This is a genomic window from Pseudomonas sp. PDM26 (assembly GCF_019219185.1).
Lineage (GTDB): Bacteria > Pseudomonadota > Gammaproteobacteria > Pseudomonadales > Pseudomonadaceae > Aquipseudomonas.
The window spans coordinates 93,827-117,215 of record NZ_JAHUWC010000020.1 but is presented as its reverse complement, the minus strand read 5'-3'; the positions used below and the strand labels follow the sequence as shown (position 1 = coordinate 117,215).

At 59.7% G+C, this 23,389-nt stretch carries 12 protein-coding genes; 4 read left to right on the top strand and 8 right to left on the bottom strand.

Annotated features, from left to right (window positions below):
* Nucleotides 1-286: 286 nt before the first annotated feature.
* The 7 genes from KW849_RS29610 to KW849_RS29580 all read right to left on the bottom strand — a co-directional run bounded on the left by KW849_RS29610 (nucleotide 287) and on the right by KW849_RS29580 (nucleotide 18,858).
* Nucleotides 287-637: a copper-binding protein gene (locus KW849_RS29610; RefSeq protein WP_218433328.1), complete on the bottom strand. Its 351-nt coding sequence runs from the start codon at nucleotides 635-637 to the stop codon at nucleotides 287-289.
* Nucleotides 634-3,792 carry an efflux RND transporter permease subunit gene (locus KW849_RS29605; protein ID WP_218433326.1) on the bottom strand — a complete coding sequence of 1,053 codons (3,159 nt, stop codon included), beginning with the start codon at nucleotides 3,790-3,792 and terminating at the stop codon, nucleotides 634-636. The genes KW849_RS29610 and KW849_RS29605 overlap by 4 nt, the downstream gene beginning before the upstream one ends.
* Nucleotides 3,789-5,273 (bottom strand): efflux RND transporter periplasmic adaptor subunit, encoded by a 1,485-nt coding sequence (locus KW849_RS29600; protein ID WP_218433324.1) that lies wholly within the window; start codon nucleotides 5,271-5,273, stop codon nucleotides 3,789-3,791. The genes KW849_RS29605 and KW849_RS29600 overlap by 4 nt, the downstream gene beginning before the upstream one ends.
* The gene (locus KW849_RS29595; protein ID WP_218433322.1) at nucleotides 5,270-6,526 is read right to left on the bottom strand and encodes a TolC family protein; all 1,257 of its coding nucleotides are present in this window, start codon (nucleotides 6,524-6,526) and stop codon (nucleotides 5,270-5,272) included. The genes KW849_RS29600 and KW849_RS29595 overlap by 4 nt, the downstream gene beginning before the upstream one ends.
* A gap of 99 nt (nucleotides 6,527-6,625) precedes the next feature.
* Nucleotides 6,626-6,967 carry a hypothetical protein gene (locus tag KW849_RS29590; protein WP_218433321.1) on the bottom strand — a complete coding sequence of 114 codons (342 nt, stop codon included), beginning with the start codon at nucleotides 6,965-6,967 and terminating at the stop codon, nucleotides 6,626-6,628.
* Nucleotides 6,968-7,376: 409 nt separating this feature from the next.
* On the bottom strand, nucleotides 7,377-18,215 hold the full coding sequence (locus KW849_RS29585) for a peroxidase family protein (protein ID WP_218433319.1): 10,839 nt from the start codon (nucleotides 18,213-18,215) through the stop codon (nucleotides 7,377-7,379).
* Between the two features lie 298 nt (nucleotides 18,216-18,513).
* A complete protein-coding gene (locus tag KW849_RS29580; RefSeq protein ID WP_218433317.1) occupies nucleotides 18,514-18,858 on the bottom strand; it encodes a hypothetical protein in 345 nt (114 codons plus the stop codon).
* Between the two features lie 72 nt (nucleotides 18,859-18,930).
* On the opposite strand from KW849_RS29580, the gene KW849_RS29575 reads away from it, so the two are divergent.
* Nucleotides 18,931-20,427 (top strand): sensor histidine kinase, encoded by a 1,497-nt coding sequence (locus KW849_RS29575; RefSeq protein ID WP_218433315.1) that lies wholly within the window; start codon nucleotides 18,931-18,933, stop codon nucleotides 20,425-20,427.
* A gap of 63 nt (nucleotides 20,428-20,490) precedes the next feature.
* Here the strand turns inward: KW849_RS29575 and KW849_RS29570 are convergent, their stop codons facing one another.
* On the bottom strand, nucleotides 20,491-21,183 hold the full coding sequence (locus tag KW849_RS29570) for a response regulator transcription factor (RefSeq protein ID WP_218433313.1): 693 nt from the start codon (nucleotides 21,181-21,183) through the stop codon (nucleotides 20,491-20,493).
* A 680-nt stretch (nucleotides 21,184-21,863) separates the two neighbouring features.
* Between KW849_RS29570 and KW849_RS29565 the strand changes: the two genes are divergently transcribed.
* The 3 genes from KW849_RS29565 (at nucleotide 21,864) to KW849_RS29555 (ending at nucleotide 23,360) form a co-directional block, all read left to right on the top strand.
* On the top strand, nucleotides 21,864-22,142 hold the full coding sequence (locus KW849_RS29565; protein WP_218433311.1) for a DUF2790 domain-containing protein: 279 nt from the start codon (nucleotides 21,864-21,866) through the stop codon (nucleotides 22,140-22,142).
* A gap of 277 nt (nucleotides 22,143-22,419) precedes the next feature.
* Nucleotides 22,420-23,073 carry a hypothetical protein gene (locus tag KW849_RS29560; protein WP_218433309.1) on the top strand — a complete coding sequence of 218 codons (654 nt, stop codon included), beginning with the start codon at nucleotides 22,420-22,422 and terminating at the stop codon, nucleotides 23,071-23,073.
* Between the two features lie 80 nt (nucleotides 23,074-23,153).
* The gene (locus tag KW849_RS29555) at nucleotides 23,154-23,360 is read left to right on the top strand and encodes a co-regulatory protein PtrA N-terminal domain-containing protein (RefSeq protein ID WP_218433307.1); all 207 of its coding nucleotides are present in this window, start codon (nucleotides 23,154-23,156) and stop codon (nucleotides 23,358-23,360) included.
* Nucleotides 23,361-23,389 lie beyond the last annotated feature (29 nt).

Here is a 23,389-nt window from a genome sequence, read left to right as displayed (position 1 = left end):
CAATGTCCAGTTGAGTTCCCGGCCGGCCACGGGAGCGACCGGGCAACCGGCATGGTCATAAAGGTGCAGCAACCGCGAGCAACTGCGGTATCCGCACGATCCCTGAGAGCCGGTTGGCATCATTGTGTGGGAAGCATTCCCACAGTTTTTTTGGATAAGTGCATTCAGCCCGAGTTCAACAAAAGAGCATCAGGACTGACGAATGGATTGCACAAAAACTTCAACCTGACCCGAATGGTTAAAACCGGCACGACGATGGGTGCCGGTCACCTGCAACATCAGTCGTTTATTTTTTTATGGAAACAATCGTGGCTCTACCGCCCTCCAGCCGAAAGGAAAACGATACATGGTCTCCAACCATAAGCCCTTTCAGTTGATCTTCCGTCACTGAAAAGGCCATGGTCATCGGCGGCCACTGCACAGCTGGAACGGCGCCATGAGCGAGGGTCACTGCATGCTTCGCGGGATCGATCGCCTTGATCGTACCCTCGGCGCTGGCGACAGGAGCCGGCTTCGATTCCTGCTTCATTTCCATGTCGCCCATACCTTCCATTTTCATTCCTGACATATCCTGCGCGTAGGTAGAAAGCGACAACACAACGGCGGTGCTTGCGACTGCAACAAAGGTCAGTTTCATACGATTTTTCCTTTAAGGGTTTGAGGTTCGATAGTGAGCTGCCGACGACGCATCAAGCGGTAGGCTGCCGGAATGACAAACAGGGACAGTAAAGGTGCCGTGACCATACCGCCGACCATGGGCGCGGCGATGCGGCTCATCACTTCGCTGCCCGTACCGCTGCCTGACAGGATGGGTAACAGGCCTGCAATGATGACGGCCACGGTCATGGCCTTGGGGCGAATCCGCTGCACGGCGCCTTCACGAATCGCCGCCACCAGTCCGCGCTCAGAGCAGTCGCCGAGGTCTTCACGCTCGGCCCAGGCATTCTTCAGATAGAGCAGCATGATGACGCCGAACTCGGCAGAAACACCGGCCAAAGCGATAAAGCCGACTCCGGTGGCGACCGACAGATTGAAGCCCAACAGATAGAGGAACCATGCCCCGCCAGTCAGTGCGAATGGCAGAGTGGCCATGATCAGCAAAGCCTCGTCGAATCGGGCGAACGTCAGGTAGAGCAGCACGAAAATGATCAACAGCGTGGCCGGCACCACCAGTTTGAGGCGTGCGTTGGCCCTTTCGAGAAACTCGAACTGCCCCGAGTAGCTCAGGCTCATGCCAGGCTGCAACTTGACCTGCTCGTTGACGACCCGACGCAGATCGGCGACCACCGAGGCGATGTCCCTGCCCCGCACATTGATATACACCCAGCCTGAAGGCCGTGCGTTCTCGCTCTTGAGCATCGGCGGACCGTCACTGACCTTGACCTTCGCCACCGTGCCAAGAGTGATTTGACTGCCCAACGGGGTGTAGACCGGTAATTGCTCCAAAGCCCCGAGCGAGTCGCGCCACTCCCGTGGATAACGTACGTTGATCGGGAAGCGTGCGAGCCCTTCAATGGTCTCGCCGACGTTTTCACCGCCGATGGCGCCAGCCACGATGGACTGCACATCGGCGATGTTCAGCCCATAGCGGGCGGCAGCCTTGCGGTTGATGTCCACATCGATATAGCGACCACCGGTCAGGCGCTCGGCCAAAGCCGAACTGACACCGGGCACGTCTTTGGCCGCTCGCTCGACCGCTTGGGTGACCGCATCAATTTCCGTCAGGTTGGTACCGGCAACTTTCACACCGATGGGACTCTTGATCCCGGTTGCCAGCATGTCGATACGATTACGAATCGGCGGTATCCAGATATTTGTCAAACCGGGAACGCGCACCACACGATCCAGTTCCTCCACCAGTTTTTCCTGGGTCATGCCTGGACGCCATTGCTCATGTGGTTTGAACTGGATCGTGGTTTCGAACATTTCCAGAGGCGCCGGATCTGTCGCGGTTTCAGCGCGACCGGCCTTACCGAAAACGTGTTCAACTTCTGGCACGGTCTTGATCAGGCGGTCAGTCTGTTGCAGCAGTTGCGCGGCTTTCTGCGCCGACAATCCCGGCAGAGCTGAAGGCATATAGAGCAGGTCACCCTCGTCCAACGGCGGGAGAAACTCGCCACCCAAGCGCGACAATGGCCATAGCGCACTGACAAAAACCAATAGCGCCACCAGCAGCGTGATCTTTGGTCGACGCAAGACCGCGTCCAGAGCCGGCTGATAGATCCGGATCAACCACCGGTTCAACGGGTTCTGTTGTTCGCTGGGAATTCGCCCCCGAATCCAGTAGCCCATCAGCACTGGCACCAAGGTCACTGACAGTCCCGCCGCTGCGGCCATGGCGTAGGTCTTGGTGAACGCCAATGGACCAAACAAGCGTCCTTCCTGAGCTTCCAGCGTGAACACCGGAATGAACGACAGGGTGATGATCAACAGACAGAAGAACAGCGCTGGTCCCACTTGCGCCGCGGCTTCAGTCATCACATGCCAATGATGTTCACCCTTCAGTTCCACTCCAGGATTGGCTACGTGCCACGCTTCAATCTTCTTGTGGGCGTTCTCGATCATCACCACGGCGGCATCGACCATGGCGCCAATGGCGATGGCAATCCCGCCCAGGGACATGATGTTGGCGTTGATCCCCTGATAGCGCATCACAATGAACGCAATCAGTACCCCCACTGGTAGTGAAATGATCGCCACCAGGGACGAGCGCAGGTGCCAGAGGAAGATCCCGCACACCAACGCGACAACGATGAACTCCTCGATGAGCTTGTGACTGAGGTTTTCCACCGCGCGATCGATCAGCTTGCTGCGGTCGTAGGTGGTGACGATTTCCACGCCGGCCGGCAGACTGCTTTTCAGTTCGTCGAGTTTGGCCTTGACCGCAGCAATGGTCTGGCGAGCGTTCTTGCCGCTGCGCAAGATCACCACGCCGCCGACGGTCTCGCCTTCGCCGTCGAGTTCGCTGATGCCACGCCGCATTTCCGGTCCCGACTGGATCGTGGCGACATCGCCAAGGGTCACAGGCACGCCGCCCGCACCGAGCTTGAGCGGGATCGCACGAAAGTCATTGAGCGTCTTCAGGTAGCCGGAAGCCCGCACGATGAACTCGGTCTCTGCCATCTCCAGTACCGCGCCACCGGTCTCTTGGTTGGCCTTGCCGATGGCTTCGGATACTTCGGCCTGAGTGATACCGAGACTGGCCAGTTTCAGCGGATCCAGCTGCACCTGATACTGCTTGACCATACCGCCCACGGTGGCCACTTCCGCCACATTGGGCAGGGTCTTGAGTTCGAACTTGAGGAACCAGTCCTGAAGTGCGCGTAGCTGTGCCAGATCGTGCCCGCCAGTGCGATCCACCAGTGCGTACTGGTAGATCCAGCCCACTCCCGTCGCATCCGGCCCCAATGCCGGTTTGGCGCCGGCCGGCAAGCGACTTTGTATTTGGCTCAGGTACTCCAACACCCGCGAGCGAGCCCAGTACAAATCAGTGCCGTCTTCGAACAGCACGTAAACGAAGCTGTCACCGAAGAAGGAATAGCCACGCACAGTCTTGGCACCCGGCACCGAAAGCATGGTGGTGGCCAACGGATAGGTCACCTGGTTCTCGACGATTTGCGGGGCTTGTCCCGCAAAGGGGGTGCGAATGATGACTTGAACGTCAGAGAGATCCGGTAATGCATCGATGGGTGTGCTCTGCACCGACCAGATGCCCCAAGCCGTGACAAACAGCGTCGCCAGCAGTACCAGAAATCGGTTGGCCACTGACCAACGAATCAGGGCAGCAATCATGGCTGGCTCCCCGATTTATCCAGGCGCTCAACACGCAAGCCATCGTCGGTCTGACTCACCGCGACCCGAACCTTGTCACCTGCTTTAAGGCCTTGCATCAGCGCCGGGTTGGCGAGTGGGAACGTCATCGTCATGCCGGGCATGCCCAGCGTTTTGAAAGGGCCATGGGCCAGCGTGACTTCTTTGTCGTTGATCTCAACGATCTGCCCATCCGCTTCATGCAAACCGGTAGCTGCCGCGCCGGGTGGTGGTTCTTCCACCGAGCCTGCCACGATACCTTTGAGACTGGCCTCCGAGTCGAGCAGGAACTGACCCGACGTCACCACTTTCTGGCCTTCATCCAGACCTTTCACTATCGCTATCTTGCCATCGCTTTCCTGCCCAAGTTGCACTTCCACCGGACGGTAGCGGCCCGCGTCTTCGGCCAGCATCACCAACGCACGTCGGCCTGTGCGAATGACGGCCTCGCTCGGCACCCACAACACACTGTGCTCAGTTGAGCGGTTCAAGCGTACTTGCGCCGTCAAACCCGGTCTGAGGCGACCGTCTGGATTGGGGAGTTCCACCCGTACGCGCAGGGTGCGGCTGTCCGGGTTGGTCTCGGGCAGAATCGCGCTGACCTTGCCATTGACCTTTGTCCCTGGGAAGGCTGGCAATTGTGCTTCAACCGTTTGCCCCACGGCGATAGCTCCGGCATCCGACTCTGGAACGGCCACGGCCAGCCAGACACGGCTCAAGCCATTGACGCGTGCCAGAGTGTCGCCAGTCGCCACGGTCATACCCGCACGTACATTCAGTTCTTGCAGCACACCGGCAATGGGGCTGGTGAGCGTCAGGTAAGGCTGAACCTTACCGTCACGCTCTACCTGAGCTATCAGTGTTGCCGGCATCCCTGTGAGCCGCAGTCGTTGGCGGGCCGCAGCCAGCAAGTCAACATCACCATTACGCTTGAGGGCAAGGAACTCTGTTTGCGCTGCCGCCCACTCTGGCACCAGCATATCCGCCAACGCCTCGTCGGCTTTCAGCACATCACCGGGAGCATGGGCATAGACCCGTTCCACGAAGCCAGCAGTGCGTGCCTGGATCACCGCGACATCCCGTTCGTTGAACGCCAGGACACCGGTCACGTCGACGCTGGAATCAAAGATCCCACGGGTGACAGTCGCAAAACGCAGACCGAGATTCTGAGTCAGGCCCGGATCGATACTGACCGTCGTACCGTCACTACCTCCACTGGCGTATTGAGGGACCAGCTGCATGTCCATGAAGGGAGACTTACCCGGCTTATCGAACTTTTGCTGCGGGTACATGGGGTCGTACCAATACAATGCTTTGCGCTCATCCGGTGAATTGAGGTTCTGCTCCGGGGCGGTAACAGGTACTCCGCTCATGCGCTGGTAAGCGATCCAGTAGCCACCGGCAACACCCAATGCCAGCGAGAGGCCAACCAGCAATGCCCCGTTCCATTTTTCAAGGTTCATTGGCTGGACTCCCCATAAGCAAAATACAGACGCGCACTGGTCAGCGCTCGCTGCTCCTCCACGTCGATCTGTTTGAGTCGGGCTTCGATGAGTTCACGTCGAGCGGCCACAACGGCGTTTAAATCGCCTTTGCCGGCACGGTAGCTGGCCATGCTGAGTTCGAGCTTTTCCCTGGCCAGCGGCAGCAGGCTTTCCTGGTTGCGGCTTACCGCACGATTCAGGCGTTCATAGTCAGCCAGTTCGTTTTCCAGTTGCTGAGTGTGCTCGCGTGACAGGGCTTCGCGCTCAGCCTCGAGCTGGCTGAGTTCAGCCTGTTTGGCTGCGATTTTGGGGTTTTGCCGGGAGTCAGGAAACAGTGGCAAGTCCCAGGACAATTGCACGCTGACCATGTCGCCGAACTGACGATCGCGATGTTGATAGTCAAGCTCCCAGCTCCAGTCTGACTTTTTCTCCGACTCGGCTTCACGAACCTTGGCTTGCGCTTCACGGGTCATCGGCGCAAACGCTGCCAACTCGGGGTGGTGTTGCAGTTTATGGGCGTAGCTTGAGGGGTCGACAGGCCACTCCGGCAAGCTGCCCACAGGCTTGTCGTTGGCGGCGGAGCCAATCCAGCGTTTGAGGGCCGCCCGGGTCTGCGCTCTCTGGAGAGCCAGATCGTCCTGTTGCTCCGCCAGTCGAGCCGCTTCTTGCTTGGGCGTCACCGCATCGGCGGGTTGAGCGCGACCACCGGCAATCTGGGCCCGGACGGTATCGGTCAGCAGGCGGTTTTCTTTGTAGAAGTCCTGGAACAGCGCATCTTTGCGCTCGACCGAGTAGCTGCTGATCCAGGCCAATGCCGTGGATTGACGTACGTTCAATCGCGCAACCCGACGCTCTGCCGCAGCTCTATCAATGGCCGCATCGGCGACCTCAACGCGTGCTTTGCGTTTGTCGCCGTTGGGCATCTCTTGCCTGACCCCGACCATTTGCATGGTCATGAAGTCGTCGTTGATGCTCCAGCGATCCGGGCCGCCGATGGGGTAGTTCTGCACACCTGCCAGCAACTTGGGGTCAGGTAGTTCACCCGCGGGTATAGCCGCACTGCTGGCAGCTTGAATCTTTGCATCTTGTGCAGCCAGCGACGGCGCATTGTTTTCGGCCAGCCGCAGCGCTTCATCGAGTGTCAATGCGCCAGCGAAGCTCGGCAATGCCAGTACGCTAACCGCCAGACCGGCCACGAGGGACCGACCTGTGCAATAGCACTTGGAGTTCATGTTTACGATTCCTGTGATCATCCACTGCACGCGTCAAAAGACATGCGCACAGCTATGCCATCCCGCTAAAACGGGATGAGGCTCAATGGGGGACAGGAATCAGACGCGAGGCGGTCGCCATACCCCGGATGGGGTCGGTACAGGCATGGAATCGCTGGAAGAGGAAAGCACTACAGGGCTGAACAACGTGACAGGAGGCTTGCCGATCGAGACTTGCAGCATACCGCCAGTCTTGCATTCCTGGCCCGGCTTGCAGGGTTTGCCGTGCTCGGTCGGACTTTTCATATCGTTGCAGCAGTCCATCCCCATGTCGTCCATCATCGCCATGCCCATCTTCATCATCGGGCAAGGTTCTGTCGGTGCCTGAACACCCGCCATCCCGCTGAGGGGAAGCGCCAGGCTAATCACGAAAATGAGGCAAAACCGCAGGTAGCGTTTCATGGGGTTGGAGTGTAGCCGTCAGAAATAGTACTAACAATCAATTGCACGCACGCGCTCGGTTGCCTTGCGCAAGGGGTCGATTGCGCGTGATATCAGCGAACCCGGATTAAGCCAGCATTACTGACACAAAATGCAAGATGATCCTGTTCGCAGGCAATGCTATCGACTTGCGCAACGGTAATGAGTTGAGAGTCCGTCGAAGACCGCTTTTGGCCAATCTGGATCGCCGCCTGTTGCTCTGGATCCAACACCTGATACTTCCAGAGCGTTGACGAACCTTTGCGGCAGAAGGTAAACGCTGCTGGCCCCCCCGATAGCCAATGGACAATTGAGTGAAAAGAGAAAGGGAGGGCATCCATTGCCCTCCCCTCCGCGGTCCACGCTCCCTGCGACAGTACTGACCAGGACCTCAGACGGCCAGAATGAAGTCCGTCTGATCAACGGCCGCGCTGCTGACACCCACAAGGCGGATGGAGTCCACTCCGATCCCAACCACCGTGTCCGCCCCGTCAGCCGTTATGCTCACGTCGGCAGCGAACGTCGCGCTGCTGATCGCCAGCGCCGTGACATCGAGCAAGTCCTGTCCTGCGGCCGGATTGGCTCCGAAGTCCAGGATCACATCGTTGCCGAAGGCCGGGCCAAACGCGAAGATATCGCTGCCGACACCGCCGGCCATCGTGTCGTTACCGCCGCCGCCGTTGAGCACGTCGTTACCCGCACCACCCACGATCACGTTGCCGAGCGCGTTGCCGGTGCCCGCGAAGTTGCCGCTGCCGCCGAAAAACAGATTTTCGACGTCGGCACCCAGGGTGTAGCTCGCGAGCGAGGTCCACACCGTGTCGTTGCCGGCACCGGCGAGCTCGCTCACCACGTCCCCAAGGTCGGTGACTTCATAGGTATCGTTGCCGATGCCACCGACCATCGTGTCGGCACCTGCGCGACCGATGATAACGTCGTTACCTGCGCCACTGCTGAGGAAGTCGTTACCAGCCCCCCCCGCGATCGTGTTGTCGAGCGCGTTGCCGCCGCCCGCAAAGTTGCCGCTGCCGCCGAAAAACAGATTTTCGACGTTGGCACCCAGCGTGTAGCTCGCAAGCGAGGTCCAGACCGTGTCGCTACCAGAGCCGGCGAGCTCGGTCACCACGTCCCCGAGTTCGGTAACTTCATAGGTATCGTTGTCAACGCCACCGACCATCGTGTCGACACCTGCGCCACCGATGAGGAGGTCGTTACCTGCGCCACCGGCGAGGACGTCACTACCCGCCCCCCCCACGATCGTGTTGTCGAGCGCGTTGCCAGTGCCCGCAAAGTTGCCGCTGCCGCCGAAAAACAGATTCTCGACGTTGGCACCCAGGGTGTAGCTCGCGAGCGAGGTCCACACCGTGTCGCTACCGGCACCGGCGAGCTCGCTCACCACGTCCCCGAGGTCGGTAACTTCGTAGACATCACTGCCGACACCGCCAACCATCGTGTCGGCACCTGCGCCACCGATGAGGACGTCGTTACCCGTACCGCCCACGAGCGTGTTGTCGAGCGCGTTGCCGCTGCCCGCAAAGTTGCCGCTGCCGCCGAAAAACAGATTTTCGACGTTGGCACTCAGGGTGTAGCTCGCGAGCGAGGTCCAGACCGTGTCAGTACCCTCACCGCCAAGCTCGGTCACCACGTCCCCAAGGTCGGTGACTTCGTACATATCGTCGCCAACACCTCCAGCCATGGTATCGGCACCCGTACCGCCGATGAGAATGTCGTTGCCCGCGTCACCATTGAGGATGTCGTTGCCGCCCAAGCCGCTCAGGATGTCGTCGCCAGCACCTCCGCTGGCCGTGTCGTCGCCTGCCGTGCCGGTCCATATGTCGACACCGGCGGTACCGACAAACAGATCACCGACCACTGTCGTTGCGGCAGAAGTGACTTGCTCAGGTGTGCCGAGGTCATCGACGTAACTCGCGACGACACGCAGTTGCTGACCGAACTGCGCCAGGCCGGGCGTGAAGGTCGTGCCCGTCGCGCCGACGATGTCGGTAAAGATCGCACCGCTCCCCACCTGCCACTGATGGGTAATCACCGAGGTCGTGGTCCCGTTGGCGTCGGTGAACGCATCCGTGGCGGTCAAGGTCGAGCCTTCCGTCGGGGTCGTATCGCTGATCAGCACCGTTCCAACCGGCAGGACATTGACGGTGCCGGTACCGGCCGCCGTGATCGGTGCGGTCGACGCCGAGAACACCTCCTCCAGCACGCCATTGGCGTCCTTGTAGACCGCCCTGACGCGAATAGCCAGTCCGGTTGGCACGACGAGTTGCGGGATAGCCGGCACGGCGCCAATGAGGGTCGCCGGTGGTGCGACCATGAATTCCGTGCCCACCGTGACGGTCGTGCCCTCCGCGCGCGCAGTCTCTCCGGCGGCAAAGAAGGTGATGTCTTCGAAGACGCCCGAGCCCGGGCTTGGTTCGAACTGCCAGAAGAAACTGATGGGGCTGGTGATCGCGCCGCCGGTCGCAATATTGTCGGCATCAGAAATGTCTGCCGCCGATACCGTCAGCGTCTGTCCGACAGCCGGCGTAGGATCGTCGATCCTCAGCGAACCGACTGGCGCGGAGTTCAAACCGCCCAGCACGATCGCCTGATCGGTGAACTGCAACCGCTCGATATTGCTGAGGGTGTCGATCCCGTCCCTGCCAGCGACACTGTCGGTGACCGTAACGGTGCCATTGACGTTTTCGACCACGGTATAATCCGCAAAATTGCCGGAGTACAGCGCCGTATCGAAGTCAGGACCGGCCGCCGTCAGGATCTCGCGGACGATCTGGAGCTGGCCGGGGTTATAGGTGCCGTTCAACATGAGCGGGACCAAGGGCGTCATGCTGTCGAAGGTGGCGATTTCCGGCCCGGTGCCATCGATGTTCTGCCGCACGCTGATGCGCACGTTGAGCCACTTGTCGCCGTCGATGAGGTCATCGCCGACACGGCCTTCGATGACGTCGCTGCCGGCACCACCCAGGATAATGTTGCCCCCGTCGAACTTATCGTCTGCGGTACCCAGGATGCCGTCAGCGCCAGCAGCAGCGGCACCAACGAACGCCCGCAGACCACTGATGAGGTCAAGGTTGGTGAGCACACTACCCGTGGCGCCAGCGATAGCGAGCGTGACCGCGGTGGAATCATCGCCGATGAGGAAATCGGCGTGTGCCGATCCCGACAGCCCTTCCACCAGGTCCAACCGGGCAAGGATCGAAGCGGTGGAACCGGGCACCGCCGGCTGATCGAAGAAGCGCTGACTGGAGTTGAGGCCAATGGTCACGCCGACTGGATCATCCTTGTAGGTCGCCCAGTCGTAACCGGAGAACCCGATGTAAACATCCGCCTCGCTGGGGCTGCCGACCATGATGTCATCACCGCCTTCCCCGTCGAAGTTGTCCGGTCCGCCATCACCCAAGAAGACATCGTTGCCAATGATCTTATCGTCGCCGAATGCGTCAAAGTTGTCGCCGGCAGCACCATCGGCGGATCCGTTCTGGATCCAGTCGTCGCCTTCGCCGCCGCGCGCAAACTCGTTCGCCTTGCTGCCGAGGATGAAGTCGTTGCCCAGGCCGCCACTGCTGTCGGCCGCGTCCTCGCCGGTGATGATGAAGTCCTGGCCGGCCTGGCCGAGGATCAGGTTCAGGCCGTTGCCGGCCTGGATGACGTCGTTGCCGTCCTCGCCGTGGATGACGTCGTCGCCGCCGATGTCGGTAATGATGTCGTCACCGGTACCGCCAAGGAGTTGGTCGTTACCGTAGCCGCCATCGATCCGGTCGTTACCGGCATCGCCGTAGACCGTGTCATCGTCCGAGTCGCCGGCAATGAGGATATCGTTGCCGGGCGTGCCGCCGAGCACGACCGTATCGGCACCGGTGTAGTGCAGGTAGTTGGTATCCGGGCCCACTGTGCCGGGGTTGTCGCGGATCACCAGCGGTGTGAGGAAGTCACTACGTGGTGAGCCGATCGGATGGTTCGACGGGCCAAAAGGATCGGCATTGCCCGGCAGGTTGTCGGCGGCCTCATTGACTAGTGTCAATGGATTGTCGACCAGTATGCCATCCGGCCCGGCAATCACGCTCGGGTTGAACTGCTTGGTCGGGTCGACCTCGAGGGTAAAGGCCGGCGTCAGGAAAACCCTGGCCGAGAGGTGTGTTGCGTCGGTATTGGCCATCACCAGACTGGCGAACGTGTTGTTCTCAAGTTCGGCGCCAAAGTCCATCGAGGCGGTGCGTTCCAGATAGTAGAAGCGGTCGCCGTCCTGGAGTTTCTCCATCTGGTTCTCGAAGACGAAGTTGAAAGTCGAGCCGAGCATGCCGCCAAAGGGCATTTTCTCCTCGGCCAGCCCGCCAACCCAGAAGTCGACGCTGTCCAGGCCGGTGATGGTCACGTCGTCCGCGGTGTTCAGAATACCGTCCGCACCGGCGGTACTGGCCCAGGCTCCCGTGCTGTTCAGGAAGTCGACACGGTCGGCCGGTGCAGTCGCGCTGCCTAACACCAGGTCCGCAGCCGCGGCGCGCTTGTCCGCCAGCGTGAGGGCGCCGGTGATGGTCGCGTGCGTGCCGTAGGCGGCGATGAAGTTGATCAGCGATTCCGGATGCTTTATGTGCTGCACGAAGTCGGCCCAACTGGTGTAAGGCTTGAGCTCTGCGTCGCCGGTAGGCAGATAGAACTCCCGCCGCGCCGCGTTCAGGGACGGAATGCCGGTATCGCGGCCGCGCGCCAGGTTGATGGCGGGCAGATCGAGCGGCAGGCCCAGCAGGTTGTTGCGCAGGGCTTCGGTGACGAACTCGTCAATCTCGTTGCCCACCTGACGGGTCACGCCGCGCACGATGGCACCGGCCGCCTGTTCCGGGGTCGGACCACTGCCCGCGAACGCGATCGGGTTGAGGAAGGCCTGAATCAGCCCGATATCGCTTGAGGCGAAGTTCGGATCCAGTCGGTCGACCTGCTCCAGCAGCATCGAGTGCCCGAAGCGATAGACGGTGTGTGCGAACTCGGCAACGATGCTCGGATCGATCGCGGTGTCGTACACCTGGCCTGGGGCGAAGAAGGGATCGACCATCGGCTGGATCGTACGCGCGAACTCCTCGAACACCAGGTGCTGGTACTGCATTTCGGTGCCGAACTTCGCCGTCTGGAACAGACGCTCGCCGTTCCAGTCAAGGGTCGTGGTGTCGACGGGAACGGCAGTGACAGGCGTCAGCAGCCACTCGTTCAGGAACGACACGTCGCCGCTTGCCGCTGTCGCCAGGACCACCGCCATGGTGTGATCGACCAGGCGGTTGTGCTCATGGTGGAAGATGGAGTGGACGGTGGTCAGGCCGATGTTCTCGTTGACCCGACCGTCGCCGGCAATGTAGTGCGCGTCCAACAGTTCGTTGTCGTAGAAGCCCGGCGCAGGCGTACCGCCAACAACAGTGTCCACATCGGGCAGGAGTGCTGCGCCGGTCGCGTCGTCGATCGGAACGGCGGTGTGCGCGATGTCGTTGAGGAAGGCATGGCCGGTGCGCGCGGCATTGACCAGGCTGATGGGCGCCGCCGGATTGCCTTCAACCAGCACATCGTCGGCCGTGCCGGCAATGCCGTCCGGACCCACCATCACCACCTGAGGAAAACCGTTCGGACCCTTGATGAAATTGCCGTAGGCGTCGGTCGCCAGCAATGGCACGTTGTTGAAATCGGCATCGGTGAGGTCGATCCCGAGCAGGTCATGAGCTTGCGCCTTGACCACCTTCCAGGTGGCCATGCCGCCGATCCCTACGTCGTCGGCCGTGCCGAACACGCCATCGGCGCCCAGATCACGATTTTCGATCAACTTGCCGGTGGCCACCGGGTCGCCGGCTGCATTGAGCTCATAGGCACGCAGGAACACCTGATGCGAAGGATGCGAGCTGTAGGTCTGGTTCTGGTCGACAAACGGCGAGGTGGTGTTGGTGTTCTCGTGGATGTCGTCGGCCGTGCCCAGGATGCCGTCGGGGCCGGGCTGATTGGTGGCGCGCGTCAGCACCATGAAGTTGGTCGGGCTACCGGGCACGAACAACGGGTCATCCGGCTGCAGCGGAATGAACACAGTGCCCGAGCCGCCCTTGGTGACGAGGTCCAGGCCATGGTCGAAAAACTGGCCGAAGAAAGTCATCCATTGGTTGAAGGGCGCGGTCAGGCCCGCGTCGGGGCTCACGTTCGAGTTGAAGAAGGTCTGGAACGTCGTGCCGTCGGTGCGGGTTCCGGTAATCACCTGTGAGCCGACTTTCAAGACATCGTCAGCCGTGCCAAGGATGCCATCCAGACCCGGATCGAAGGTAGCCGCGACCGCTGCCGGGTTGCTGGCGGTCTGGTCGACGATCAGGTTGCTGATGGTGCGCGGCTGCGAATCGGTCACCAGGCCGCTGGTCTGGGTGTAGCTCGTGCCGGCTTCGGCCGTGCGGAAGTCCGGCGTGGTCAGGCGCGGGAATACCGTATCGGCGGCACCGAACTCGGGATGGAGCAGGTTGTTGTCCGTCCCTTCGACCGTGCGCAATCCGTATGGCACCCGTATGTTCGGCAGCAGAGTAACCAGGTTCTCGCCCGCCGCGTGGTGTTCCGCGATCTTGATCTGGTCAAGGATGAACGCCAGGTCCGATTGCGTGTAACGCACACCGTTGCTGGGGGCAGTGGTCTGCGGATCGATCAGCGAAGGCGCCACTACGGGGGCCGGCGCGCCGGCCACTATGGCGGTGGTTGGCGCGGAGAACACCTGCTCGGTCACGCCATTATCGTCGGCATAGATGCCTTTGACCCGCACTGCCAGGCCGGCAAGATCTGCCGTCACCGTGAGAGTGGGCGCGTCCGCTCTTGTAAATCCGATACCGATGCGGCCTGGCCCGAGGATGATGTCCTCGAAGACGCCCGAACCCGGTGCCAATTCAACCTGCCATATGTAACTGATGGAGTTGTTGATCCCCCCGCCCGCGTTGTCGCCATCGCTGATGCCTGCCGCCGACACGGTCAGCGTCTGGCCTACGGTCGGTGCGGTGATATCGACTGTCAGCGCGCCCACAGGCTCGGCGTTGACCCCCTGCACGAGGACCACTGCCTGATCGGAGAACTGCAGCCGCTCGATGTGGGTGAGACGGTCGGTTTCTTCCTTGCCGACATTGTCGGTCACGGTGACGATGTCGGTGGCGGCGATGTCGAGGGGAACGGCAGGATCGACGACGATGCCGTTGACGGCGATCGTGTAGTTCGCCAGAGGGCCCATGAAGTTGACGGTATCGAATGCAGCCCCGCCTACGGATGTACCGGGCAGGATTTCGCGCACGGCGACAAGCTGGCCGGGATTGAAGGTGCCGTTCAGCATGAGCGGGATCAGGGGCTCCATGCCGTCGAAGGTGGCGATCTCCGGCCCGGTGCCATCGATGTTCTGCCGCACGCTGATGCGCACGTTGAGCCAACTGTCGCCGTCGATGAGATCGCTGCCGCCACGGCCTTCGATGATGTCGCTGCCATCGCCGCCGAGGATGATGTTGCCCGCGCCGAACTGATCGTCTGCGGTACCCACGATGCCGTCGGGGCCAGCAGCAGCGGCACCGACGAAGGCCCGCAGGCCGCTGACGAGATCGAAGTTGGTGAGGATGCTGCCCCTGGCCGTGAAGTTGGCGATGATGGCCGCGTTTTGATCATCGCCGCGCAGGAAGTCGGCGAAGGACGACCCCGACAGGCCCTCCACTTCCGCGAACCGGTCATAGACCGCATCGGCCGACTGCCCCACCGCGCCCACGATATTGCCCGCGGCATCGGCCACCGGGTGATACGGACTGAAGAACGGAGTGACCATGTCGACGGTCACGCCGAACTTGTCGTTCTTGTAGGTGGTCCAGTCGAACCCGGACATCCCGTCCATCTTGTCCTGAGCGTCGCTGGCGACGAACACTTCGTCGCCGCCCTCGCCGATCATTTCATCGAATCCGCCTTTTCCGATGAAGATGTCGTTGCCAGGTATATCGTCGGTTAATGTTGGGCTATTGTTGTCGCCGACCGCACCGTCCTGAGTGCCCCCCTCGATCCAGTCATCGCCCTCGCCGCCCTGCGGTGACAGGTTGACTTTGGCGCCGAGGATGAAGTCGTCGCCTGTTCCGCCGAAGATCGTCGAGATGTCTTCGGTCGTGATGACGAAGTCTTTGCCCGCACCGCCGAGGACCAGATTGCTGCCGGCCAGGGTCGAGTTACCGGCCTGGATGACGTCGTTGCCGTCTTCGCCGTGGATGGTGTCGTCGCCGCCGATGTCGGTGATGATGTCGTCACCGGTGCCGCCGAAGACGTTGTCGTTGCCGTAGCCGCCGTCGAGCCGGTCGTTGCCGGCGTCGCCATAGACGGTGTCGTCGTCCGAGTCGCCGGCAATGAGGATATCGTTGCCGACCGTGCCGCCCAGCACGACCGTATCGCCGCCGGTGTAGTGCAGGTAGTTGGTATCCAGGCCCACTGTGGCGGGGTTGTCGCGGATCACCAGCGGCGTGAAATGGTCAATCCGTGGTGAGCCGATCGGGTGGATCGACGGGCCAAAGGGGTCGGCGTTGGCGGGCAGGTTGTCGGCGGCCTCATTGACTGGTGTCAATGGATTGTCGACCAGTATGCCATCCGGGCCGGCCACCACACTCTGGTTGAACTGGCGCGTCGGGTCGGTCTCCAGGGTGAAGGCCGGTGTCAGGAATATGTTGGCCGACAGGTGTGTTGCATCGCTGTTGAGCATCACCAGATTGGCGAACGAATTGTTCTCAAGCTCAGTGCCGAAGTTGAGTCCCGCGGTGCGCGCCAGATAGTAGAGACGGTCGCCATTCTGCAGGTTTTCCATCTGGGTTTCGAAGACGAAGTTGAAGCTCGAACCCAGCAGGCCGCCAAAGGGCATCTTCTCTTCGGCCAGGCCGCCGATCCAGAAATCGACGGCGTCCAGGCCGGTGGTGGTCACGTCGTCTGCGGTGTTCAGAATACCGTCCGCACCGGCGGTGCTGGCCCAGGCGCCGGTACTGTGCAGGAAGTCCAGGCGATCGGCCGGCGCCGTGGCGCTACCGAGCACCAGATCCGCAGCCGCGGCGCGCTTGCCCGCCAGCGTCGTAGCGCTAGTGATGGTCGAGTGCGTGCCGTAGGCGGCGATGAAATTGATCAGCGATTCCGGGTGCTTCATGTGCTGCACGAAGTCGGCCCAGCTCGTGTAGGGGGTCAACTGGCTGTCGCCGGTCATTTGGTAGAACTCGCGCCGCGCCGCGTTCAGTGACGGGATGCCGGCGTCGCGGCCACGCGCCAGGTTGAGGGCGGCCAGGTCCAGCGGCAGGCCGACCAGGTTGTTGCGCACCGCATCGGTCACGAACTCGTCGATCTCGTTGCCGACCTGGCGGGTCAGGCCGCGCACGATGGCGCCTGTCGCCTGCTCAGGGGTAGGGCCGCTCGCAGCGAATGCCAGAGGGTTGAGGAAGGCCGCGATCAGGCCGGTCTGTTGATTGCCCGGATCAATCGGATTGCCGTCGCCGACGACGTTGAAGTTGGCATCGAAACGATCGACCGTCTCCACCAGCATCGAGTGGCCGAAGCGAAAGACCGTGTGCGCGAACTCGGCGACGATCGACGCGTCGATCGTGGTGTCGTTGCCCATGGGCGCCAGGAAGACGTCCACTTGCGGCTGGACGGTGCGCGCGAACTCCTCGAACACCAGGTGCTGGTACTGCATCTCGGTGCCGAACTTGGCCGCCTGGAACAGCCGCTCGCCGTTCCAGTGCAGGGCCGCGATGTCGGCCGCCGTCACCGGCAACGCGGCCAGTTGGGCGTCGGGCATCAGCCACTGGTTCAGGAAGACGAGGTCGGCGGAGGCCAGCACCGTCGCCTTGGTCTGATCGACCAGCCGGTTGTGCTCGTGGTGGAAGACGGAGTGGACGGTGGTCAGGCCGATGTTCTCGTTGACGCGGCCATCGCCGGCGATGTAGTGCGCATCCAGCAACTCGTTGTCGTAGGTGCCGGGCGCTTGCGGGCCGCCGATGACGGTGTCCGCATCAGCCGTCAGGCCGCCGGTAGGATCGGCGCTGTGGGCGATGTCGATAAGGAACTGGTGACCGGTGCGCACGGCGTTCGTCAGGCTGATGGGTGCGGCCCGGTTACCTTCGACGAGTATGTCATCGGCGGTGCCGGCAATGCCATCCGCGCCCTTCATCACGACTTGCGGCAGGCCGTTGGGCCCCTTGATGAAGTTGCCATAGGCGTCGGTCGCCAGCAACGGCAGATCGAACACATCCGCATCGGTCAGGTTGATCCCGAGCAGATCATGGGCCTGGGCCTTGACCACCTTCCAGGTGGCCATGCCACCGATTTCGACGTCGTCGGCGGTGCCGAACACACCATCGACACCCAGGTCACGATTGGTGATCAGCTTGCCGGTGGCGACCGGATCGCCAGCGGCGTTGAGCTCATAGCCGCGCAGGAATACCTGATGCGAGGGATGTGAGCTGTAGGTCTGGTTCTGGTCGACAAACGGCGAGGTGGTGTTCTGCTGTTCGTGGATGTCGTCGGCCGTGCCGAGGATGCCGTCGGCACCGGGCAGATTGGTGGCCCGCGTCAACACCATGAAGTTGGTCGGGCTACCAGGCACGAACAGTGGATCGTCGGGCTGCAGCGGAATGAACACCGTGCCGCTGCCGCCTTTGGTGACCAGGTCCAGGCCGTGGTCGAAGAACTGGCCGAAGAAAGTCATCCAGGCGTTGAAGGGCGCGGTCAGGCCCGCGTCCGGCGTGATATTAGGGATCTGGAAGACAGAAACGTCGTCGGCGGTGCCGAACAGGCCATCCAGACCGGGGCTGGTGACCACCTGTGAACCCGGATTGGCCGCTGCGGCCGCGACCGCCGCCGGGTTGTTGGCGGTCTGGTCCACGATCAGGTTGCTGATGATTCGCGGCTGCGCGTCGAAGACGGCACCGCTGGTCTGCAGGTAGGAGGTCGGCGTGGTTCCGCCAGGATCAGTGGGGCCAAAGAAGCCGACCGGCTGGACCTGCGCGGTATTGAACACCGGCGTCGTCAAGCGCGGAAAGAAATTGTCGGCGGCACCGAACTGGGGATTGGCCAGGTTGTTGCCGAAGCCGGAGACGGTGCGCAGGCCGAAGGGTACTTCTACGTTCGGCAGCATGTCCACCAGACTCGCGCCTGCTGCATGCCGTTCGGCGATGAAAATTTGTTCAAGAATGAACTCGAGATCGGACTTGTTGAAGCTGGCCATGGCTGTTTCCTCGATGCTTGACTGATCAGGAAACCACACGCATAAAACACGGCTGCAAACGCGTGGTTTAGTGTTGAACCCCATAAACAAAAAACAGAAATTGAACGGCGGGACCTGATTTCACGGCCATACGAAGCCCTTACTGAATCGCGTGCGATCAGCAGTGCTCAACTGAGGATCAATTCCCCATGACAACCGTAACTACAGGCGGGTATTGCGCCTCAAGGAGGCGACGGCCCATGAACACGGGTTGGATAGATGGCGTAACTTACTAATGGCCCCGTCACGTATCGGGGCTCTATGCATCTGTCCATATGGCTCTCTCAGGCATAGGGGGCTTGTCACAGATGCCACACATCCAGCGATCAGAGTCATTGGCCGGAACAGGCTCGCGAAGATCGCCATAGTCCGGGAGTTCCTGAGGGGTGATGGCACGGTTCTGCGTCCATGCGGCTTCGTCAACAAGCCTTTTATCCATGAGCAAACTGGCATCGACTACGAATTGACTAGTCTGTATTGGAGACGGGTTCCACACGCCAGGTGGCGGAGTCAGGAAATCATTGCTATTGGTAATACCCCCCGGCTGTTTTTGCCGGAAATAGCGATTACCCGGATTGATCGAGAATCTTTTTAAACTATTCATCGCCCCTCCCGCCCTCAACCTTAAACGCTAGCTTTACACTCCATTGAAAATGAGTATTGAGGTGGTACCCGGATGTGTACAGAGACGAAAGCCCAGCCAAATTCTGAGACCTTGGTCAAAGAATCGGATCAGACCTTGGTCGAATCAAACGCTGGCCAAACGTCCAGTGACGCAGTGCCCGGGAGGCAGATCACCGGTACGAAATTGCGCCATTTAAGCCGCTCAACCCAGTTCGTCATCTGCGCCACAATCATTCTGGGTTTGACCATGACGCTCGTTGGAAACCTCGTAAGCCAGAGTATCGAAGAGGCAACGGTTCAAACGGCGGCAGAGACGGGCGCGCGTTATATGCAGAACTTTCTCGAACCTTACGTCCAGGGATTGACCACAGCCAAAGAACTCCCCGATGAAACGATTCAGACCATTGATCAGTTGCTGTCCAGCACCTCGCTGAGTACACATGTCGTCTCGGTGAAGATCTGGCTTCCAGACGGCACGATTGCCTATAGCACCGACAAATCCGCGGTCCAGAAAAAATTTCCGACAGAGGAGATCTCACAGGCGCTGACAGGCAAGATCTATACAGAACTGGACAATGATCTTGAGGATGATACTGACGATGCGTTTGAGCGAAGCCTGAATATTCCCTTCTATGAAATTTTTGCTCCACTGCGCGAAACGGGTACTGGAAAAATTGTTGCGGTGGGTGAGTTCTACGAAACCGCGCAAGCGCTACAGCGCGAAATCAATAACGTTCGCGAGAAAGTATGGGCGATTGTTGGTACAGCAACGATGGCCATGCTTTTGTTGTTATTTTTTATCGTTCGGCGTGACGACAAGATCATAAAGCGGCAAGAAACGGCACTTGAATGGCGAATGCAGGAGCAAGCCAGGTTGCACTCAAATAATGCCGCCCTTCAGTTTAAAGTCACTACAGCCAATCGCGAATTCTCAAAGATCAATGAACTTACCCTTCGTCGGATCGGGGCAGATCTTCATGATGGTCCTGCTCAGCTGTTGTCACTTATTCTCCTTCGCCTTGAAGAACTCGAAGATTCGCAAGGCGTCTCGGATGGGGAAGTCCTCGACATGATCAGACGTGCCGGCGAGGATGCTTTAAACGAAGTGCGGGAAATTTCACTCGACCTGGCACTTCCGGAAATCAATGATCTGAGCCTGCACGATGCGCTGGTATTGCTTGCCCAGCGGCACGAAGAGCGAACCGAGACACGAGTCGAACTGGAGCTTGATACGCTTGCGGACGATGTACCGACAGCGCATAAAATTTGTATTTACCGCTTCGCCCAGGAAGCATTGAACAATGCCTATCTTCACGCCGGAGGAAAAGGCCAAAAACTCAGCGCCTCTCACTCCGAAGGGCTACTGCAAGTGCAAGTCGAGGATGCAGGAGTGGGTATTTCAACCGAGAAACCGAGCGTGCCAGGTCGAGGCAGGACTCATCTGGGCCTTGTCGGCATGCGCTATCGCGTCGAATCCCTCGGCGGAATATTCATCATTGAATCGGCGCCCCATGCCGGAACCAAAGCCAGGGCGCAGTTCAGAATCTGATAGCCCGTGCCAAAACGATCATCGCGCCCAAGTCACCGGAAACGCTTATGGCTCGTAGCTTGTCTAGCCGTTGTCATTCAAGTCGCGGCGTTGAAGAGCACTACATAAACCAGGTATATGGTCACTCTCCCAATGTCGTCTCACGGCTGCGACTGCCTGCGTCCGGTTACGAACCCGTAGCTTGTACATGACATTCGTCATGTAGTGCTTGATGGTCTTCTCGCAGAGCTCAAGCTTGATAGCCACCTCACGGTTGGTCAGGCCCTTCGATACCTCCCGGATAACTTGTTCTTCGCGATGGGTCAGTTCGATCTTTTGCTTATCACCCGCGTGCTTTCTGAAACTGCCCAAGAGCTTGCTGGCAAGCTTGGGTGTAATGAAGGTTTCACCACCGGCGACCTGTCTGATGGCTTGTACAAGTTCGCGACCGCTTATGCCTTTCAACGCATACCCCTGCGCGCCTGCTTCGAGGGCGGAATAGGCGTCCTCGATGGACTCGGATACCGTCAGCATCAAAATTCTGACTGACGGCGAAGAAGCGGAGATCGCTCGCACGGCAGCAAAGCTATCGCCCGGCATATTGACATCCATCAGCAAAACATCCGGAGCAAAACGAGCGGTAATTTCCAGGGCATCATCGGCGGACCCGCCCTGCCCGACCACCTGGAAGTCAGCTATTTTCCTCAGCGCCATTGTGACCCCATCCCTTAACAGCGGGTGATCATCAACGATGCCAATCTTGATCATGGAACTCATAAGAACTCCTTATAAGAGCCGATGCAGCTGCATGGTGGTGTCGCACGTTTCATTTTTCACCCCTCGCGCCATACCCGATCCGGCAAGCCCAGCCGCCTCCAAGATGTCCGGGACGACAGCTGTTGCGGGTATCCAGGGGGCTGCAACTTATGAGCCATTTCAATAGGGCGAAGATAAAATTCAAATTAATTAGCAGGCTGTTTCCGAGTGCTTCAAGCGAGAGAAAGAGTGAGGGGGGGAAATTCCTCAAAAACTGGGTGGTAAACGCCCGGTTGGGTGGGTGTAATGCCCCACTTATGGAGATACCGACCGCTTTCGCTTGGGGCTGCTGGCCCTGAGGCGACCTGGATTCAACCGGTGGTGAAAGGCAGAAAACGGCCAATACCCGACACTTCCCCCTGGCTCGATAGCTGGCGTTTTCGGTCTAGGTACTGTCACAACCACCGCGCGAAAAATCCGTCATGACATGTCATAACCTCCTGCAAAATCGGGCTTTGCCCAACAAATACGGGGGGTTTAAGGACGAACGGTCGAGAGGCGTCAAGCGCGGGGAATTGCCGGGAGTTTGCAGCCACTACAGGCTTTTCAGGCAGGCACGTTCGTCGCGGTACTGTGAACTTCACTCTCATCACGTGTCACATTAGGTCCTTGTCAAGCGAACTACAGAAGAGGTCAGCCTTATGAGCATCGCCACAATTGTCAGTGCCGTGATATCCAGTCTCGCACCCAGTGTCTTCGACCAGAACAGCCTGCAAGACCCCGGCGCGCATGTCTCCGCCGTCGAATACCACTACGGAATGGAAATCGATGTGAAACGGGTACTGCAGCGCACCGATACCTCCGACAAGACCGGCATGGTGCCGGTGACCCTGGTCTACGAAGACAGTGAGGGCGAGATTCACAAGCTTCGTTTCCTCGAATGGGGTGGAAGCCCCGCCGACCCCACCAGCATTGCCTGATCCGCTCGCCGATAGAGTTCCGGGCCTCGCCTGCGCCTCAGAAGCGGATGTTAAAACTCATAGGCACCCAGTGCGGATGATGTTTGTTGTTACCTGAATATTAAAATAATCGAATGATTAAAAGTTCATTCGTGAAAATCACTATTATCTTGGCCGCGTAATGCCGCTAGATTAACTAATCGTAATAGCTGAATCTTGACTGCCATCAGCAACGGCAAACTCCAATTATGCCGTGCCGGGAGCCAAGTTGATTCACTATTACAACAAAGAGGTCACCATGGAACTTAGTATGTTTTCTTCGTCCACCGTGGAATATGTGCGTCTGGGCGTTGTATATTTTCATCTTATCGCCTGCTGCGTGGCAATCGGGCTGGTGTTGACCAGTGACATTGCAATGGTCAAGCAACTCCTGAAGGGAGATGCATCAGGTCACCATGATGACGCGCACATGGACAGTCTTCAAAAAACCGTATCGCTTGCACTTGTCTGGCTCTGGATTACGGGCATTGCCATTGTCGGGATCGATTATTCCGGCAAGGGGATGGAGTATTTCCTCAATCCAAAATTGCAAGCCAAAATCGGCATCGTTGTGCTGTTGACCTTTAATGGTTTCCTGTTGCATGGCGCTGTATTGCCGGCGCTGAAAAAAGCCGGTTCGTTACTGAAACTTTCCTTCAGCCTGCGCATGCTGGCGCTGTTCTCGGGGGCGTTCTCTGGCGTGTCGTGGTTCTATGCCGCCATGCTGGGCGTTGGTCGTCCGCTGGCCTGGAAGTACTCGCTGGTGGAGTTGCTGGCTGCCTATCCGGTGCTCATCGTCGGTGGGTTCGGGATGATGGTACTGCTCACCACCTGGGCCAAAAACAAAGACACCGAAGCGCGCCTGGAGCAAGGCACCCGGACACCAGGAAACGCCGCCCTGGCTGGCTGGTGAAGCCAGGTTGAACAAGGACGTTCAGCGCTAACCAATGAATCTCGCTTTAACTGTTAAAAGTCTCACTTGAGGATACCCAAATGAAATCCATGAAAGTTCTCTTCGTAGTCGCCACGCTGACCGCCTCTTCTCTGGCGATGGCCACAGGTGGCGGGGATCGGACCTTCGCACGCATGGAGTCGGCCCGGAAGGTCTCGATGGAAACCTACCAGGTTGCCCAGAAACAGAAGGCTGAAGCCGCTGTAGCTCAAAGCAAAGCCAAGGCGACCGACCGCAGCAACAGCTGATCCGTATAGCACGTCCCCAGGCCGACAGA